The organism is Thermostichus sp. OS-CIW-20 (genome assembly GCF_054061455.1).
Genome location: NZ_JBSSEF010000017.1, coordinates 1 through 15,469, shown reverse-complemented (window position 1 = coordinate 15,469; position 15,469 = coordinate 1). Strand labels below are relative to the sequence as shown.

Annotated in this window: 13 protein-coding genes; 6 read left to right on the top strand and 7 right to left on the bottom strand. The window is 62.2% G+C overall.

Going from position 1 to position 15,469, the window contains the following annotated elements; all coding sequences use genetic code 11:
* Positions 1–52 precede the first annotated feature (52 nt).
* The gene (locus tag ACVWXC_RS07670; protein ID WP_457391909.1) at positions 53–1,171 is read right to left on the bottom strand and encodes a hypothetical protein; all 1,119 of its coding nucleotides are present in this window, start codon (positions 1,169–1,171) and stop codon (positions 53–55) included.
* A gap of 144 nt (positions 1,172–1,315) precedes the next feature.
* Between ACVWXC_RS07670 and ACVWXC_RS07665 the strand changes: the two genes are divergently transcribed.
* The 4 genes from ACVWXC_RS07665 to arsJ all read left to right on the top strand — a co-directional run bounded on the left by ACVWXC_RS07665 (position 1,316) and on the right by arsJ (position 6,796).
* Positions 1,316–3,187 (top strand): N-acetylmuramoyl-L-alanine amidase, encoded by a 1,872-nt coding sequence (locus tag ACVWXC_RS07665; RefSeq protein ID WP_457391907.1) that lies wholly within the window; start codon positions 1,316–1,318, stop codon positions 3,185–3,187.
* Positions 3,188–3,337: 150 nt separating this feature from the next.
* Positions 3,338–4,216: a glutamate racemase gene (gene murI / locus ACVWXC_RS07660; RefSeq protein WP_011430994.1), complete on the top strand. Its 879-nt coding sequence runs from the start codon at positions 3,338–3,340 to the stop codon at positions 4,214–4,216.
* A gap of 245 nt (positions 4,217–4,461) precedes the next feature.
* Positions 4,462–5,472 carry an ArsJ-associated glyceraldehyde-3-phosphate dehydrogenase gene (locus tag ACVWXC_RS07655; RefSeq protein ID WP_011430993.1) on the top strand — a complete coding sequence of 337 codons (1,011 nt, stop codon included), beginning with the start codon at positions 4,462–4,464 and terminating at the stop codon, positions 5,470–5,472.
* A 37-nt stretch (positions 5,473–5,509) separates the two neighbouring features.
* Complete coding sequence (gene arsJ, locus ACVWXC_RS07650) at positions 5,510–6,796, top strand: organoarsenical effux MFS transporter ArsJ (RefSeq protein ID WP_011430992.1); 1,287 nt, start codon at positions 5,510–5,512, stop codon at positions 6,794–6,796.
* A 4-nt stretch (positions 6,797–6,800) separates the two neighbouring features.
* On the opposite strand, the gene proB is transcribed toward arsJ, so the two are convergent.
* The gene (proB, locus tag ACVWXC_RS07645) at positions 6,801–7,916 is read right to left on the bottom strand and encodes a glutamate 5-kinase (protein ID WP_099887368.1); all 1,116 of its coding nucleotides are present in this window, start codon (positions 7,914–7,916) and stop codon (positions 6,801–6,803) included.
* A gap of 152 nt (positions 7,917–8,068) precedes the next feature.
* Between proB and psb29 the strand changes: the two genes are divergently transcribed.
* A complete protein-coding gene (psb29, locus tag ACVWXC_RS07640; RefSeq protein ID WP_011430990.1) occupies positions 8,069–8,788 on the top strand; it encodes a photosystem II biogenesis protein Psp29 in 720 nt (239 codons plus the stop codon).
* A 6-nt stretch (positions 8,789–8,794) separates the two neighbouring features.
* Here the strand turns inward: psb29 and ACVWXC_RS07635 are convergent, their stop codons facing one another.
* Positions 8,795–9,505: an esterase/lipase family protein gene (locus ACVWXC_RS07635; RefSeq protein ID WP_011430989.1), complete on the bottom strand. Its 711-nt coding sequence runs from the start codon at positions 9,503–9,505 to the stop codon at positions 8,795–8,797.
* A gap of 3 nt (positions 9,506–9,508) precedes the next feature.
* Complete coding sequence (locus ACVWXC_RS07630) at positions 9,509–10,033, bottom strand: GNAT family N-acetyltransferase (protein WP_099812932.1); 525 nt, start codon at positions 10,031–10,033, stop codon at positions 9,509–9,511.
* Positions 10,034–10,207: 174 nt separating this feature from the next.
* Between ACVWXC_RS07630 and ACVWXC_RS07625 the strand changes: the two genes are divergently transcribed.
* A complete protein-coding gene (locus ACVWXC_RS07625) occupies positions 10,208–10,927 on the top strand; it encodes a DUF554 domain-containing protein (RefSeq protein ID WP_011430987.1) in 720 nt (239 codons plus the stop codon).
* A 229-nt stretch (positions 10,928–11,156) separates the two neighbouring features.
* Here the strand turns inward: ACVWXC_RS07625 and ACVWXC_RS07620 are convergent, their stop codons facing one another.
* The 3 genes from ACVWXC_RS07620 to ACVWXC_RS07610 form a co-directional block, all read right to left on the bottom strand.
* The gene (locus ACVWXC_RS07620) at positions 11,157–12,470 is read right to left on the bottom strand and encodes a M16 family metallopeptidase (protein ID WP_011430986.1); all 1,314 of its coding nucleotides are present in this window, start codon (positions 12,468–12,470) and stop codon (positions 11,157–11,159) included.
* A complete protein-coding gene (locus tag ACVWXC_RS07615) occupies positions 12,470–13,777 on the bottom strand; it encodes a M16 family metallopeptidase (protein ID WP_011430985.1) in 1,308 nt (435 codons plus the stop codon). The genes ACVWXC_RS07620 and ACVWXC_RS07615 overlap by 1 nt, the downstream gene beginning before the upstream one ends.
* A gap of 114 nt (positions 13,778–13,891) precedes the next feature.
* On the bottom strand, positions 13,892–15,082 hold the full coding sequence (locus ACVWXC_RS07610) for a site-2 protease family protein (protein ID WP_011430984.1): 1,191 nt from the start codon (positions 15,080–15,082) through the stop codon (positions 13,892–13,894).
* Positions 15,083–15,469: the final 387 nt, after the last annotated feature.

The window sequence follows — 15,469 nt, the reverse complement described above, 5'->3', positions numbered from 1 at the left end:
CCTGAGATCCTACCTAGAATGCGATGCCGGTAGGATCCTGCTCTGCCCTACCTCAGCGGTGTTTGCTTAGCACAGAAAGAGCATCAGCCCAGAGGATCAGCCTTGCTTGTAGGTTTAGCCAAATCCCATCGTTCATTCGCAATAAAAATACGATATACAAGCCCAATATAAACAAAATGCACAAGTTCCCTAACCATTTGTAGGTCTGGATAATTTGGTCGGCACTCCAGCCAAAATCATCAACCAAGCGGTTCATATCCCCACCAGCATCCCCCTGGCCACACAGCAGAGTTCCCCACGGGATCGGAGCTAGCCCTTTTTGGATTCTGTGCCATTGCCAAAAGCTTCTCCAGAGGCTGCTGGCTGCAACTCCCAGAACGACGAATCGCCAAAAGTCCCACCGCCAGCGATCTGGCAAGCGAAGATAAAAGCAGGCCATCAAGAAGGTGCTGATGTAAAACTCGCCGCCCACGCCGCCAAAGGTAATTAGCATTTCTTTGGTGCGATTGGGCATTAGCCAGGTCATATAAAACTGCAGCAGCGCAAGAACAACAACCAATGCCTGTAGCCATCGAATCCGCTCCTTGCGGGTCGACCAGAATAGCAAGCTCAGCAAAAAGAGGATCCCAAAGTACACAAAGGGATCCTTTTCCGGACTGATGCTGGTCCAGCCAAAAGGTAAGGGCAAAGCTCGATGCCCGCTCCACCAGGCAATGCTGGCATGGCCCAGCTCGTGAATCCAAATGTGCCAAGGCAAATGTAACAACTCCAATAGGGCAATGCTGTTTACCAGCAGGGCTACCACAAATGCAACTGGGTAAGCCCAGATATTTATCGCCCAGCTATCAAAAGAAAACCGATCCCATCGCTTTTGGGATCTCAAACGCAGGCTGCGCTGCCAAAGCAACTGAGAGCCACAGAAAGCGCGGATTTCCAATTGCTCTAGGCGTGGAATCCGCAGTTGCTTCACCATCAAAAACAGCCGGGCCACAACAACCGGCGGAGAGGGGCTTTGGGACGGGGATCCCAGCAGGTCGATGCGCAAGGTGTTGTCGGCAAGATACACTTGCGCGGGCCAGCGCCACTTCAGGAGCTCTGCCCGAACCACCCGCAGGATCGCTTGGCTGTCCCCAGCGCGGGCCAGGGGGAGGGGATCAGGTAGGGGGGACATCCACACTCCAGAGGCAGGACGAGGATCCCTACCCATTGTGGCCTGGGCCGACTGGCAACGGCGAAATTGCGCTCCCTCTCAGGCCGCTCTGGGGGGAGCTTGGTATAGTTGAGGGCAGCAGGTGTGCCGGAGTGGGTGCAATTCATGCCTGGATTGGAACGGGAGCCCAAACTGTCTAGGCAGAGCTCTCTGTGGGGGGCAACGCTGCTGCTGGGCTTGGCCGGAGCAGGTTTATTTTCCCCCTTGCCCGCTCAAGCAGAGCTGACCGCCGTTCCTGGCTTGTCTCGCATCGAGAGTTGGCACTACGACCCGCAGCGGGGATGGCTAGAGGTCAACACCCAGGGAGAGGTGCGTCCTTTTCTGTTTGTGCTGCAAAACCCTCCTAGGGTAGTGCTGGATTTTCCCAACACTCTCTTTGGGCGGGAGCCCCAAACCCAGACCTTTCCGGGGCGGGTTACCTCGTTGGAGATCAAACAGTTCACCCCAACGATCACTCGCTTTGTGCTGCACCTGCAGCCGGATCAGCCTCTCAGCCTCGACCAACTGCAACTGCTCACGGCTGGTCCCTCCCGCTGGGCTGTCCAGTTCCTCCAACCCGAGCAGCCCTTGCCCGCAGCAGCACCGCTATTTCCCTCGGCAGCCGGCCCCAGGGATCGCATCTCACCGTCCCCGCCGCTGCCCCGCCGCCCCGAAGCCAGCCCACTCTCTCCTCCTGCAACCTCCCCTTCCAGCCATCGGATCTTGGCCATTTCTCCGCAAGCGGAGGGCTTTTTCATCCGCACTCAGGGTAGCCCTTCCACCACGGTGCGGCGCATCCTCGATCCGGATCGAGTGGTGGTGGATTTTCTCAACACCACCCTCAGCCCCGCCCTCACCCAGCGGGTCTATACCGTCAACCGCCTGGGGGTTTCGCGGCTGCGGGTGGGGCAATTCGAGCCCACCATCGCCCGCGTGGTCTTGGATGTGGATCCTTCCAGTGGCGACTGGGAGGCCCGCTACGACCCGCAGCAGGGAGGAATCTGGATCCAGCCCGCCGGGGGTGCTGCCCAGGCCAGCCTTCTGCCCGATCTCAGCTCTGCCGACTCCCAAGGGCCCCTGGCTACCTTGCGCTCTGTGGAGCTGCGGGGGAATCAGCTCATCATCAGCGCCGATGGGTTCATGTTCTACCGGGCCGGCTGGGATCCGGAAAGCGGCGGCTACCGCATCAACGTGGCACCGGCCCGCCTACCCGAGTCCTTGCCGGATCCCGGCTTGCCAATTGGAGGGCCGGTGCAGCGGATCCGCTTTGTGCAGGAAGATGCCCGCACGGTCAGCATTCTGGTGCAACCTGCCGAAGAGTTCAACGTCTTTGAGCCCAATCCCGGCCAGGGATCCCGCCGCATCACCCTGGAGCTGCGCCCCCTCCACGCTCCGCCGTCCGCACCCCAGCCGCAACCGCCTGCCCAAGCTTCCCTTCCTTCCCGCCGGGGCCGGACGGTCATCGCCATCGATCCAGGCCACGGCGGACGGGATCCCGGTGCCATTGGGGTGGGTGGGATCCAGGAAAAGGACATCGTGCTCTCCGTTTCCCACCAGGTACGACACCTGTTGCAAGAGCGGGGGTATGAGGTGGTGATGACCCGCACCGACGACCGGGAAGTGCTGCTGCAGCCGCGGGTGGATATGGCCGTGCAGGCCAACGCCACTCTGCTGGTGAGCATCCACGCCAATGCTCTAGAGCGCTCCAGCATCCACGGCATTGAGACCTACTACCTGCGGCCCGACAGCGCCGAGCTGGCTGTGGTCTTGCACCGCAGCTTGGTGAGGGCCAGCGGCGCCGCCGACCGGGGGGTGCGACGGGCCCGCTTCTTCATGGTGCGGGAAACGCCGGTGGGCATGCCTTCGGTGCTGCTGGAGCTGGGGTATGTAACCAACCCAACCGAAGGGCGAAAGTTGGCTACCCCCGAATACCAGGCCATTTTGGCGCGGGCCATTGCCGAGGGCATCGAGGCCTTTCTGCGTAGCCGCCAAAGATAGGGACTCGGTCGGATCTTTGGTTTGAGCCGTTCGCCCCTACGGCCCACTCCGTGAAGGGACGAAGTCCCAGGGTAGGGAAGCTGTCGCCGAGACTCTCGGAAGCAGGGTAGGATACAGCAGCTTCAGCCAAGGTGTTGAGGAGAACGGAGCATGCGTTGGGAGTGGGGATCAGATCCGGATCCCAGTTGGCCAATTGGGGTGTTTGACAGTGGCTTGGGCGGGCTCACCGTCTGGCGGGCCCTGCGCCGTCGCTTGCCCCAGGAGCGCCTTGTCTACTTTGCCGACACGGCGCGGCTGCCCTATGGGGATCGCTCCGCCGAGGAGATCTTGACTTTTGTGCGGCAGATCCTCCGCTGGATGCAGGCGCAGCCGGTGAAGGTGGTGGTGATGGCCTGCAACACCAGCTCGGCGCTGGCCCTGGAGCAGGTGCAGCAGGAGTTTGCCCTGCCCATTCTGGGGCTGATCCTGCCCGGCGCCCAGGCGGCCCTGGCCCAGGGATCCCGCATTGGGGTCATTGCCACGGCAGCCACGGTCAAAAGCCGCGCCTACTCCAAGGCCATTCAAGAGTACAGCGCCCTGGATCCCCGGCGCTTTCCCCAACCTGTCCAGTGCTGGGAGCAGGCCTGCCCGGAGTTCGTCCCCCTCATCGAAGCCGGCCAGTTGGACGGCCCCGAGCTGCGCCAAGCGGCTGAACGCTATTTGCAGCCGCTCCTGCAACAGGGGATCGACACCCTCGTCTACGGCTGCACCCACTACCCGCTGCTGGATCCTCTCCTGAAGTCCTTGCTGCCCTCTTCGGTCAGACGGGTGGATCCCGGCGTGGCGCTGGTGGGATCCCTGGCCCGGGAACTCAGCCTCTGGGGCCTGCGCCGACCCTCAACTGCTAGCCAGGCAGAACCTCACCGCTTCTATGTGAGTGGGGATCCGGAGCGGTTTGCCCAGTTGGCCACTCCTTGGCTGGGCTTTCGACCCCAGGTGGAACGGGTGGAATGGCCGGCCTTGGACGTCAACAACTCCCGCCGGCCCTAGGCGAGAGCAGCAGGCCAGCCCAGGCAAATTGGCCCTACTTGCCCCCCTGTTGCTGCAGCGATCCCACAGGTTCCCTGCCTGCAGCCAGGTCGACACGGAGCAAGGGACAGGGAAAGGCCCTTTGGGTGGCTTTGGAATTGGAAGAGTGCAAGGTTGCCCAGGGCCTGGCCGATTCTCCTTAACTTGATAACCCCGAGTTAGCTCTGCTAGGCTTTAGGCGAGATTCGGCTGGGGGGAGGGGATCTATGGCGGCACGGGTGGGTATCAACGGTTTTGGCCGCATTGGGCGTTTGGTGCTGCGGGCGGCTTGGGGTTGGCCGGAGCTGGAGTTTGCCCACATCAACGAGATCAAAGGTGGGCCTGCTACTGCGGCTCACCTGCTCAAGTTCGACTCAGTGCAGGGCCGCTGGAACACCGACATCGAGGCATCTGAGCAACGGCTGCGCATCCAAGACAAAACCCTTACCTTCAGCGAGTTCAAATCTCCCGGCGAAGTCCCTTGGGCGGATCTGGGGATCGACCTGGTGCTGGAGTGCTCGGGCAAATTCGTCAAGGCGGCAGAGCTGGATGCCTACTTCAAAGCAGGGGTGCGCAAAGTCATTGTGGCTGCCCCCGTCCAGGATGAAGAGGCCCTCAACATCGTCATGGGCGTCAACGACCACCTCTACGACCCCGCTCGCCACCATTTGCTCACAGCCGCCTCCTGCACCACCAACTGCCTGGCCCCCTTGGTAAAGGTCATCCACGAGGGGATCGGCATCCTGCACGGGGTGATCACCACCGTCCACGACGTCACCAATACCCAAAGTATGGTGGATGCCCCCCACAAAGACCTGCGGCGGGCCCGCTCGGCTCTGCTGTCTTTGGTGCCCACCACCACCGGCTCGGCCAAGGCCATCGGCCTCATCTACCCTGAGCTGAAGGGAAAGCTCAACGGCCTTGCCGTGCGCGTGCCCCTGCTCAATGCCTCTTTGACCGACGCGGTGTTCGAGGTAAAGCGGCCCACCACGGTGGAAGAGGTGAATCATCTCTTAAAAACGGCAGCCGAGGGGGAACTCAAGGGCATCCTTGGCTATGAGGAGCTGCCGCTGGTCTCGGTGGATTTCAAGGGGGATCCCCGCTCCAGCATTGTGGATGCCCCTTCCACCATGGTGGTAGATGGCACGCAGGTGAAGATCCTGGCCTGGTACGACAACGAATGGGGCTACGCCAACCGCATGGCGGAATTGGCCCGCAAGGTGGCCCTCAGTTTATAGAAGCGTTTTTTGAAGCATCCCCCTTGGAGGCCTGCCCATGACTGCTGTCTCGAGCGCCCAAGCTGCCGCCGTGCGCAACTATGCCCTGGTAACGGCTGCCTACTGGGGCTTTACCCTCACCGACGGCGCCATCCGCATGTTGGTGCTGCTCCACTTCCACAAGTTGGGCTTCACCCCGATTCAGATTGCCATGCTGTTTCTCTTCTACGAGATCTTTGGGGTGATCACCAACTTTCTGGGCGGCTGGATTGGATCCCTGTTTGGCCTGCGGCTGACGCTGTACGGGGGCATCGCCATCCAGATCTTCGGCTTGGTGATGCTGGGGGTGATCAACCTGCAATGGCCGGTCTGGGGCCAGGTGGCCTATGTGATGACGGCCCAAGCCCTGGCCGGGATCGCCAAAGATCTCACCAAGATGAGCTCCAAAAGCGCCATCCGCCTGGTGGTGCCCAAGGAGGCCGAGTCCCGCCTCTTCCGCTGGGTGGCCATGCTGACGGGATCCAAAAACGCCCTCAAGGGGGTAGGGTTTTTCGTCGGGGCGGCCCTGCTGCAGATCTTCACTGAGATCTACGGGGATCCCATGGGCTTCCGCATGGCCAATTTCGTCCAGGCGGGGGCGCTGGCTTTGATCTTCTGTTCCGGGATCCTGCTGCCGGCGGACATGGGCAAGGTCAAGGCCAAGATCCCCTTCAAGCGGCTGTTTTCCAAAAGCCGCGAGATCAACCTCCTCTCAGCCGCCCGCTTTTTCCTCTTTGGGTCGCGCGATGTGTGGTTTGTGGTGGCCCTGCCGGTGTTCCTCTACGACAGCCTAGGCTGGAGCTTTATGCAGGTGGGCAGCTACATGGCCCTCTGGGTCATTGGCTATGGGATCATCCAGTTCCTAGCGCCCCAGCTCCTGGGAGGAGGTCGCCCGGGTCGCGCCCCCAAGGCCCGCACCATCCAGATCTGGACGTTCACCTTGACGGCGGTGCCGGCACTCATTGCTACCGCTTTTATGGCCGGCCTGCCGCCGCAATGGGTGGTTACCGGCGGCCTCATCCTCTTCGGGATCGTCTTTGCCTTCAACTCGGCGGTGCACTCCTATCTGGTACTGGCCTACACAGAGGATGATGATGTCGCCCTCAACGTGGGCTTTTACTACATGGCCAACTCCGGTGGGCGCCTGCTGGGGACGGTGACTTCGGGGATCCTCTTCCAGCTTTACGGTCTGGAGGGCTGCCTCTGGTTTTCCACCCTGTTGATTTTGATGGCAGGGCTGTTTTCGCTGAAATTGCCCGATCCCAGCAAAACCCCCGTGGAGTGGGTGGTTAAGCCGGGGGATTGAGGTGTTAGTCAAGCAGGGCCAGGTTATCCCGGTGAACCGCTGTATCGACTCCCTCGTAGCCCAAGATGTAGGGGATCTCGGCGGTTTTCTTGCCTTTGATCCGCCGCAGTTCCTCGGCGCTGTAGTTGACCAGGCCCCGCCCCACCTCCCGTCCGCCGGGATCGCACAGGCGCACGGCTGCCCCTGCCTCAAAGTCGCCAGAAACGTCGGTGATCCCTGCCGGCAGCAGCGAGCGCCCCTGCTCACAGACTGCCCTTACAGCTCCCTCATCCAGAGTCAGGGATCCCTCGGGGATGAGGCCGTAGGCAATCCACCGCTTGCGAGCACTAACGGGCTGGGGAGCTGGCTCAAAGCGGGTGCCGATGGGCTCTCCGGCCAAGATGGCCGGGATCTGATCGGGCCGTTTGCCGTTGGTGATCACCACCGTCACGCCGGCGGCTGTGGCGATTTGAGCCGCCGTGAGCTTGGTGGCCATGCCGCCCGTGCCCCAGCCACTTTTGCCTTGGGCTTCCGCCTTTATCTGCAGCGGCATCCCGCGCCACACCCGTTCGATCGGCTCGGCGGAGGGGTCCCGATGGGGATCCGCCGAATAGAGCCTGTCCACGTCGGTGAGCAGGATCAGCCACTTGGCCTGCACCATGCTCGCCACCAGGGCAGAGAGGGAGTCGTTGTCGCCAAACTTCAGCTCCTCCACCGCCACCGTGTCGTTTTCGTTGACGATGGGGATAACCCCCATCTGCAGCAGTTGGGTGAAGGTGCGATTGGCATTGACGTAGCGGCTGCGCTCCACAAAGTCGCCGCGGGTAAGCAGCACCTGGGCAATGGGTTGGTTGAGAGCAGAGAAGAGATCATCGTATAGGCGAATTAGCCGTCCCTGCCCCACTGCTGCCACCGCCTGTTTTTCTGCAATTGCCGTGGGTCGTTGGCGCAGGCCCAGGCGGGCACAGCCTACCCCTACCGCTCCGGAGGAGACAAGGATTACCGCATAGCCCTGGCTGCGCAGCCGAGTCAGCACCTCCACCAGCGGCCCCAGCACGGAAAGGCGCAGCGAGCCCGTCTGCATGTCTGTCAAGCTGGAGGTGCCGATCTTCACCACCACTGTTCCCTCTGTTGCTGCCATCTTCTCATTCGATCCACTTGTTCGATCCAGCCAGGGTTCCCCATCCGTATCCCACCATAGCGGAACCGGGGCCCTTGCTTGCCCTCAGAGTCGCTGCAGGGGACAATAGAGGAAAGCAATAAATCTGCCTCAAGGTCTCTCTTTCTCTGCCTGTGAACCCTGTTCGTACCCTCTCCGCCACCAAAGCGGCCTTTTTCAGCGCCTACCCTCGTCCGATCAACGCCGCCTACCGGCGAGTGGTGGAGGAGTTGCTGGTGGAGCTGCACCTGACCACCGTCAACAGCGCCTTCGTCTACGATCCTTTTTTTGCCCTGGGTCTGGTTACTCTCTACGACAGCCTGATGGAAGCCTACCATCCCCCAGAGCAGCGCGAGGCCATCTTCAACGCCCTCTGCAAGGCGCTGCACCTGAAGCCGGAGGTGTTGCGCAAGAACGCCCGCGACCTGCTGGAGCTGATGCGCAGCGGGGATCCCGTCCAGCGATACAACCTGCTCTGTCTCAAGCCGGAGGCAGAAGATGTGGGCGGGCTGAAGGCGATTTTGCAGCGCATGACCCAGCCCCCCTACGCCTACAGCCGAGTTTTGGCGGTTGGCCTCTACACGGCCTACGAAGCGGTGGCCACCTCGCTCTACAAGGAGCCGGAAGAGCGCACCCGCCACTTTCTGGAGGACGTGATCGGCAACCTACCCTTTTCGCCGGAGCGAGTCAAAAAAGATCTGGAGCTTTACCGCAGCAACTTGGATCGCCTGAAGCAGGCGCGGGCCATCGTCGAGGAGATGGTGAAAGCGGCCCGGCGCCAACAGGAGCGCCGCCAATCCACCGCCTCGCTGCCCGAGACTCCCGCCGCCGATCGCAGGGAGTCCAGCGGCTAAAACCCCCTAGACCAAATAGGGGGCCCACCTGTCCACCACCTCAGGCGAGCCGTACCAGCGCCGCCCGCCTCGACCAGAATGGTGACAGTCGGGAAGGGTGAGGTTGATGGCCCCTGGCAGATGGGCGGCCTCGATGGGGGTGATGCCATCTCCCCACAGCTCCCCTTGGCCGGCGGTAAGCCGGTAGCTGTTGTAGGCCAGCCAAGCCAGATAATGCTCCTGCCGCCATAGCGATCCCAGGCCCACGCGCCGCCCTTGGATGGCCTTGCCCGCCACACAGACGTATTTGACCTGTGGCCAGAAGGCTCCCGGGTAGTGGGTGTTAACGAAGTCCAGGTTGCGCCTTGTCCAGCGCTCCCGGCTGGTGTGCGGGGATCCCAGGCTAATTAGGGTGGAAACGTGCTCCCGCCCCTGCCAGACCTGCCCCCCGTAGGGCACGGATCCCAGGTAGATGCGGGCAATCCAGCCGCCCGCGGAGTGGGCCACCAGGTTAACCCGGTCCACTTCAAACTCGGCTTGGGTACGCCGAATCGTGGCCTGAAGCGCCTGCAAGATGGGCGTGACGGGCCTTCCTCCCAGGGTAGGCAGCCAACTGCGCACCTGCAGCGGCACCACCCGAGCCGGGTAACCGCGGGCCTCCAGCTCCCGACGCAAAGGCTCATACTCAGAGGCGCCCGCCAGATAACCGGGCAAGATCACCGTGGGCAGAGCAGCCATGGGCTAGCGGGGGTACCAGAACATGCCCTTGATCCCCTCCGGGTCGGGCGTAAAGCCCAGCCGCTCGTAGAAGCTAACCACATCGCGGTCGGCAAAGAGGGTGATGTTGCTGATGTCTTGGGCGCGCAGCTCGTGGATCACCTTTTCCATCAGCCGCCTGCCCAGCCCCCGGCCCTGAAACTCAGGATGCACCACCACATCCCAGATGGTGGCATTGAAGGCGTGGTCAGAGGTGGCGCGGGCAAAGCCGATGAGGCGACGGTAGCTGCCCCGCTGCTGCCACATCGACACCACCAGAAAACTGTGTTGCAGGGCTTTCCTAACCTTGTGGATGGGGCGACGCGACCACCCTACTGCATCGCAAAGTTCCTCCAGCTCATACAGATCCAAGTTGGGATCCAGGCTAAAGACAATAGTCTCCCCCCCCACCGCCAACGTTTCCTGGCGACGGTCGGCTTTGGCTGTTTGCGCCGGCTCTTTGGTTGTAGCGGCCCCTGCTGCCCCAAACAGGCCTTTCCAAAAGCTCATCTGAATTTTTGCCGAGTAAAAGCCCACCTCTAGCCTGGGCGGGCGTGTCCTCAGTATAGCCAGGATCGGCAGCAGAAATGGTGCATCTGCCCAGGTGTTTCCGCGCAGGCTTGGGACGAACCTTATATCCGAGACTGAGAAATAATCGAGAAAGCTTAGCTCTGGGCACGTTGTATGGCTCCTCCCGGCACCGGCACCCTTGTCAATGCCCTCGCGATCCTAGTGGGCAGCGGCCTCGGTTGGGCGGCGGGCCGTCGCCTGCCCGAACGCATAAGCCAAACCCTGTTGCAAGCCCTGGGATCCCTGGTGTTGGTCTTGGGGATCCAGATGGCTCTCACCCTCAGCAGCGCTGCCCAGGCGGTAACGGTTTTGCTGGCCCTGATCGGGGGGGCTTTGCTGGGGGAAGGGATCGACCTCGAGGCCGCCTTTGAGCGGCTGGGACAGGGCCTGGAAAAGCGGGTGAGCCCCTGGCTGGGCCCCAGCCCTATCGCCCGCGCCTTCGTGACCACCACCATCCTGTTTGTGGTCGGCCCCATGACTCTGCTGGGAGCTATCCAGGATGGCCTGGGGGATCCCTCGCTGCTCTTGGTCAAGGCCGCCTTGGATGGCATTGCCACCCTTGCCTTTACGGCCAGCCTCGGCTGGGGCACGCTGTTTTCCGCCCTGCCGGTGCTCTTGGTTCAGGGAGGCGTGGCCCTGCTGGCGCGGCAACTGCAGCCGCTGTTGCGCCCAGACCTGCTCGCCGCCTTGGAAGCCACTGGCGGGATCCTCATCCTGGGTATTGGCATTAACCTGCTCGGCCTGGCCCGCCTGCGGGTGGCCAACCTGCTGCCCGCTTTGGTGATTGTGGAGCTGCTGGTGGGATTTTTCCCCCTCTGGGATCTCGACTTCTAGGGAACTGGAGGGGGCTCTCGCCCTGGGGGAGAAGGGAACCCAGCACAAGAGCGTCTGGAACCTCCCTCTCTATCCTCTAAGCCCTACCCTGACCGCCGTCCTAGCTGCTGGGGGCCAGCAGCAGTAAGGGTCGCGTCTTGAAAAAGCCTGATCCGGAAACTGACCCGGTGCGCGGCAAGCCCCGTCGTGCCGCTGCGCAGAAGTCGGCAGCCTGCCTCGTGGCACCCACCTACAGTTCAACTTTTGCCAAAGCTTCTTCCGGCCCCACCAGGGCAATGGCCGGGTTGACCAGGTAGGTTGTTGCGGCCTGATGGAGATGGGCAGGGGTGAGCTGCCTTACTCGCTGCAAATACTGCTGGTCGAACTCCAGGCCCAGGCCCAAAATCTCGTACCAACCGGCCAGTTGGGCCACTTGGGCGTTGGTTTGTTTGCTGAGGGCATATTGGCCCAAGAGCTTGCGCTGGGCCATCTCCACTTCCTCGCCGCTCAGGAGGGTGTCGTGGAGGCGACGGATCTCCGCTTGCAGGCGCTCCAGGGCCACCAAAGTGTTCTCCGGTGCCGTGCCCAGGTAGGCCCCAAAAGGGGCGGGATCCCGGCGGGTGGCAAAAAAGGCCGAGACCTCATAGGCCAGGCCGCTGCGCTCGCGCAGCTCCACAAACAGGCGGCTGGACAGGCCGCTGCCCAGGTAGGTGGCCAATAGCTTCAGGGCCGGATAGTCGGCGGAAGCGGCAGGGGAGCCGCGGAAGCCCATCAAGATCGTCGTCTGCTGGGTGGGCTGGGGCAGCTTCAGCAGTTGCGGCCTCTCCAAGGGAGACAGCGGCAGGGCTGGGTCGGGGGCGGGCGGGCCGGCGCTCACCCAATCTCCCAGAGCCGCTTCCACTTGGGCCGCCACTGTCTCGGGCGGCTCTGGGCCGATCACCGCCATCACCATGCCCTCTGGGCGGCAGTAGGTGGCGTGGTAGGCCAGCAAATCCTCGCGGGTCAGGGATCCCACTGTTTCCACTCCTCCCAGCTCTGGCAGGGCGTAGGGGTGATCCCCATAGAGGGCCCGCCGCACCTGATCAAAAGCCAAGCTGAAAGGCCGTTCCTGTCGGGCGCGAATGGCTTGCAGCATCAAGTCCCGCTCCCGCGCCACCTCTGCCTCGGGAAAGCTGGGATCGCGGAGGATCTCCGCCAGCAACTGCAACAGCTCCGGAAAATCCTCCGCTACACAGCGCAGGGCGACCTCGAAATGATCGGCGGCGCTGTCTACCGAAAGGGAAGCTCCCAACGATTCCACCCAAGCGGCAATAGCCTGGGAGTCGCGCTGCCGGGTGCCCTTGGTGAGGACAGCGGCCAGCAACTGGCTCAAGCCCGCCTGCTGCGGTTGCTCTACCCGGCTGCCGCCGCGAAAAAAACAGTGGGCAGCCAGGATCTCCACCGCCGCGTTCTGGCCCACCAGCAGCGTGATGCCGTTGGTCAAGCAGAGGCGCTGCAGATGGCCGCGTTGGGTGGTGGACAGGGTGGGGTGCATTGGGCAAGGGATCCAAGACTGAAAGGCCATCAACGGCAGGCCAGTTGCAGCTCCGAAGCCGCGGCAGCGTCAGAGGCAGCCGGCTTGAGCAGAGCGACCACGTAAGCCTGAGGGGAGAGATACTGCTGCGCCAGCTCGCGGATTTGCGCCGGAGTAAACGCTTGCAACAGCTCCAGGTACTCCTGCAGGCGCTGTACCCCAACCAGGGTCTCGTAGTAGCCGTAGAGGCTGGCCAGTTGACTGGGGGACTCGGCGGAGAAGAGCAGCTCGTGGGTGAGCATGCGCCGGGCGCGATCCAGCTCCGCTTGGCCAATGCCGTCCTGCTGTAACTTCTCGATCTCGTGCAGGATGGTTGACTCCACCTGTGCCAAATCCTCTACCTCCAGTTGAGCGCTGATGCAAAAGAGCCCCCCCTCCTTCAGCACCAGCGAAGAGCAGCCGATAGCCCTCACCCAGCCCCGCTGCTCGCGCAACAGATGCACCAGCCGCGAACTACGGCCCTCCCCCAGCACTACGGCCAACAGCTCTAGGCCGCACACCTGCTCCCAGGCGTCGAGGCTGACAGTGGGCCAGGCTAATTTCAGGCGGGCCTCTTCTGCGCGGGCGTGGGCGCTTTCGCGGCGCAGAACCCCCTGCGGGCGGGGCTGAGGAGAGATCGGAGGGGCAATCCAACCAGGGCCACCGGCGGAGCCGCCAAACTCCTTTTCCACCAAGGCCAGAGCTCGCTCAGGATCAATGCCTCCCGTCACCACCACCGTCATGAATTCGGGTCGGTACCAGCCGCGGTGGTAGGCGCGTAGTAGCTCTGGGGTCAACCCCATCAGGCTTGCCGGCGTGCCCAGCACAGGTCGCCCATAGGGGTGCTCCACCCCAAAGGCAGTTTCCATGAGGAGCTGATAGGCGGTGTAGCCCAGGTTGTCAGCAGCGCGGCGAATCTCCTCCAAAATCACCTGCTGCTCTTGCTCAAACTCCTGATCGGGGATCCCGGCCCGCAACACTGCCTCCGCCAGATAGGGCAAAGTCTCCGGCAGATCGGCGGCAGCTACTGTCATGTAGTAGTGGGTGTAATCCTGGCCAGTAGCAGCGTTGGCAATTCCCCCCCGGCCCTCGATGGCCCGATCCAGCTCGCCGGGGGCCAGTCGCTCGCTGCCCTTGAAGACCATGTGCTCCAGAAAATGGGAGATACCTAGCCACTCTGGTGGCTCGTTGCGCCCGCCTGTCCGAACCCAGACATCGACAGTTGCAGAATCGGCAATTGGGATAGGGTGAAGAATGACGCCCAGCCCGTTGCTCAGGCAATAGGTATGGGCAGGCAAAAGACGGTGTGTGCGATTCAAAATTCTTAATCGATAGAGATCATCCTTAATCTTATTAAATCTTAACGACGAAAGCCGCTCAAGACAGCATGTGAGGTCACCTTTCATCAAAAACCTGCCACAGCCCCTCTCTCGTCACGCTTGCTGCTGTGGATTAGGGGATCCCTCGCCGGCGAGGTTTTCTTCTACCTGGAAGCCAGGGGGCCATTCTTCGCTGTCGCGCAGCCTCTGCACCACCTCCTGGGGCAGTACCACCCCCAACTCCCGCGCCGCCACCGCTACCACATCGCCGCGGTCGATCAAGCCGGCAATGGCGCCGCTGGGGGTGAAGACCAGAATGCGGCGCGGCTCTGCCTGGCGCATCATCTGAATCACCTGGGGGATGGGGGTTTCCTCTTGCACCCCCTGCAGTTGCTCCATCGGCTTGAGAATGGCTTTGAGGGTGAGGTGATCCCACTGGCTACGCTCGATGTCGTTGAGCAGTTCCGGCCTGACCAGGCCGCGGTAGCGGCCATCTTCTTCGGCAAAATAAACGTCCGCTGGCTGAGCTGGGGCTTCCGGCCTGAGGGAAGAAGGCACCAGGTAGCGATCGACAAACTCCCGCAGGCTCATGCCCGCATCCACCACCCGAAACCGGCGGGTCATCACATCCGCAGCTTTTAGGCGGGCCAGCACCTGCTGCAGTTGCGCATACTGCTCATAGCGGCGGGCGCTGTTGACGATAAATAGGCCAATCAGGCCTATCCACAGGCCGTTGAGGCTCCCTAAGAACACCACCCACAACCCCAGGGCCACCAACCCCCAGCCTACCCCTTGCCCAGCGCGAGCCGCCCACAGCATGCCCTTTTGCCGATCCCCTGTCCAACCCCAGATCGCCGCTTTGAGCATCTGCCCCCCATCCAGGGGCAGTCCCGGCAGCAGATTAAACAGGGCAATCATTAGGTTGATGGCAGCCAGGCTGGCGAGGGTTGAGGTCAGGGGCGACCCCGGCCCAGCCCAAGCTCCGGCCACGCTAAAGAGGACAAACAAGCCCAAACTGAGAAGGGGCCCTGCCAGGGCCACCCAAAAAGCGCCCAGGGGACGGGGGACTTCCCGCTCAATGGCCGCCATGCCGCCAAAGATGAACAGGGTGATGGAACTCACCCGTACCCCATAGGCGCGGGCCACCAGGCTGTGGGCCAGCTCGTGAGCCAGCAAAGAGAGAAACAGCCCCAGGGCCGTCACCACGCCATAGGAGAGCACCAGCAACAGGGCCGCCGGAAACCAGGTGTAGTCAAGGAAGAGGGGGATCCCCCACAGGCTACCGATGCGCAGGCGACTGGTCATGGCGATGCAACTCCTTACAAAGCTCTTACTTGGGAGAAGGCCCAGGAAGGTGCCATTGCAGACTTGACGTGGGATCCCTCTTTTCCACTGTAGCCCTTTTGCCTGGTCTTCCTTCCCCACCCGCCGCCGCCAGCCCAGGGGAACAGCGGGGGGAGGTAACCGAGCTTGCCCTATCCCTAGGGGATCCTGAGGAGTTGCCTAGAGAACACCACCACCTACAACACCAGGCTTCTGAAGATTGTGATAACGTGGTTGGGCATTGGCTCGGCAGGGTTGTAAACCGGCGCTCAAAGGAGCATGACTCTAGTCAATGATATGCTGGACTATACTGAAAATAATGCCCAGTATGTTCAGTATGGCTGCTTGGTATGGCTAGGTATGTAAAAC